2 protein-coding genes are annotated in these 2,885 nt (G+C 38.6%); both read left to right on the plus strand.

All coding sequences use genetic code 11. The annotated features are described in order from the left end of the window. Positions 1 to 466: 466 nt before the first annotated feature. Positions 467 to 973 (plus strand): RNA-binding protein, encoded by a 507-nt coding sequence (locus tag FJR06_RS08695; protein ID WP_168651246.1) that lies wholly within the window; start codon positions 467 to 469, stop codon positions 971 to 973. A 676-nt stretch (positions 974 to 1,649) separates the two neighbouring features. Next, positions 1,650 to 2,885 (plus strand): glycosyltransferase family 1 protein (locus tag FJR06_RS08700; RefSeq protein WP_168651247.1); only part of this gene is annotated, 1,236 nt, incomplete at its 3' end.

Below are 2,885 nucleotides of genomic sequence, written 5' to 3' on the forward strand. Positions count from 1 at the left end.
CAGTGGGAAGAAATATTCCCCCTGCTCCCTGCCTGTTTTGCCTCTTGCTTTAAAAATGTGTTTTATGTTACGATAAGCTCATACTATTGGCTATTGGCGGAAAAGTTTCTGCGGAACTAGCTACGTAGGAAATACCATGATAATGTTAAGCAATGGTATTTTGTTCTGCGGGCAAGAATTAAGAAGAATGAATTTACTGTGGTGGATAGTTGGCTATTAAATTAACAATTCCGAAAATTAAAGTGATATTAGCCCACGAGTGCATAAGTGCTTTCGTGGCAAATAAGCTTGATCCCAATAAAAAACTGTATTCTATAAGTTGATAGCATGACTTACGCCACGCTACACTATCGGATTACAGAAATTGGTTTGTGGCAGTTTTTAGTCCATAGTATCTATTCAAAAACCAAAGCCAATTCATTGTTTTTGTCTTGCCCTGTTTAATCCCAATTTGGAGGTATGTTCCATGTCCATTCGCCTATATATAGGAAATTTGCCCAAGGAAGAAATTGATCGTCAAGATTTGCAAGCTGTATTTGCAGAAGAAGGCGATGCTGTCACCACTAAACTAATTAAAGACCGTAAAACAGGCAAATGCCGTGGTTTTGGGTTTTTAACGGTGAACAATGACGAACAAGCCGATCAAATTATTGAAAAATATAATGGTCAAATGTTCAAAGATACACCCATTAAGCTAGAAAAAGCTTTACCACGGACTAAAGGTGAGGAAGGGGACGAACAACCACAACAACAGGTCCCTAAACCAGTCATCCAAGGTAGTAGTTCCCCCGTTCCTAGCAGCAACAAAGAAGGCAACCGTCGGGAGAGAACTAAAAAACCTCGCCGTGGTGGTGGTGGTGGTGCGCGTGAGACTGTTGGTAACGTTGATAACGAAGCTTTTCGTCCAGATCCCCGTTGGGCAGCGGATTTAGAAAAGCTCAGACAGATGTTGGAAGCACAAGCTACCAACTAGATTGTCTATTCAATCAATGTGCTTTGAGAGTAATTCTTGAAGCTGCTTCGATATCAGTTTCAGCGGTTAGAAATTTCTTTCAAATCCAATCAACAAGCAGTGCAGGTAGCCACATCAGGTTATCTGCACTGTTTGTTTTGGCAATTTTTGAGGTTTGACGGTGCAATTACACAAAATTTGTGATTTTTTAGGAAAACTGTATCTAAATTAACAAAAATTCTGACAATGTAGGAATAGTATAAGCTAATACAATTATCTTGATTAAATCAGTGCTTTTGAAAATGATGGTAATTAAGGTGATATTTTCGGCAATTTAATTTTGATGTATTTACTTTCATGGAAATAATTTTGATTGCTTGAACCTTGTAAATAATGAATTGTAAATATCTAACTTAGGATGTGGCTTTGCTACTTCAGATAGGTTTTATCATGAATTAACTCATATATCATGATAGATAATATTCGTTTGTCGCTATAAAAAGATAGAGAAAAATATCTATCGAAGGTATTAAACATAAATATAGAAACTGGGGAAAATTAACCAATATTTTGGTAATAGTTAAAATATAATAAATATTAATTATGCAAAGTTCCCCAGAAAAACACAGATTTCAGTTTAATAAGCACAAGTTGAAAACTCACTCCTACCTTGTTGAAATCAGAAACAGAAAAATTTATGAAAGCTACCACTAAAAAACATATTGCTTTAATTTCAGTTCATGGCGATCCAGCAATTGAAATAGGCAGAGAAGAGGCAGGAGGACAAAATGTTTATGTCCGCCAAGTGGGTGAAGCCCTGGCACAGCTAGGATGGCAGGTAGATATGTTTAGCCGGAGGGTCAGTGCTGATCAAGAAAGGATAGTGCAACATCACCCTAATTGTCGGACTATTCGGTTAACCGCAGGTCCGGTGGAATTTGTGCCAAGAGATCAGGGTTTTCAATATTTGCCAGATTTCGTCTTTCAGTTAATAGAATTTCAAAAAGAAGCTGGGATTAATTATGATTTAGTGCATACTAATTATTGGTTATCTAGCTGGGTAGGGATGGAACTAAAGAAAAGACAAGGAACTAAACAGGTTCATACCTACCATTCTTTAGGGGTGATTAAATATAACACCATAGAAAATATTCCTTTGGTGGCTAGTCAACGTTTAATAGTTGAAAAACAAGTATTGGAAACAGCGGAAAGAATTGTGGCCACCAGTCCCCAAGAACTGGAACATATGCGATCGCTTGTTTCCCAAAAAGGCAAAATTGATATTATTCCCTGTGGGACAGATATTCAGCAGTTTGGTTCAGTGGAAAGACAAGCTGCCAGGGCTACTTTAGGAATTGATCCAGAAGCTAAAGTGGTGTTATATGTAGGTAGATTTGACCCCCGAAAAGGCATAGAAACTTTAGTCAGGGCAATGCGAGAATCTAAGTTTTATGAATCAAAACAATTGCAGTTGATTATTGGTGGTGGTTGCACACCGGGAAATAGTGATGAAAAAGAACGCGATCGCCTCACCGGCATTGTCAACGAGTTAGGAATGGGTGAATGCACCTCTTTTCCCGGTTGTCTGAGTCGGCATATATTACCAGCTTATTTTGCTGCTGCTGATGTTTGTGTTGTTCCCAGCCACTATGAACCCTTTGGATTAGTAGCTATCGAGGCGATGGCCTGCGGTACACCTGTAGTCGCTAGTGATGTCGGTGGATTACAATTCACTGTTGTCAATGAAGAAACTGGTTTATTAGTACCACCGCAAAATGTCCCAGCTTTTAACCACGCTATTGATCGGATTCTGGGTAATCCTGTATGGCAGCAAGAATTAGGAAAAGCTGCTAAAAAGCGTGTTATTAATAAATTTAGCTGGCATGGTGTAGCTGCTCAGTTAGATGAACTATATACCCAACTGTTGCAACAA

The sequence above is a fragment of the Dolichospermum sp. UHCC 0352 genome (assembly GCF_009711925.1).
Taxonomy (GTDB): Bacteria; Cyanobacteriota; Cyanobacteriia; order Cyanobacteriales; family Nostocaceae; genus Dolichospermum; species Dolichospermum lemmermannii.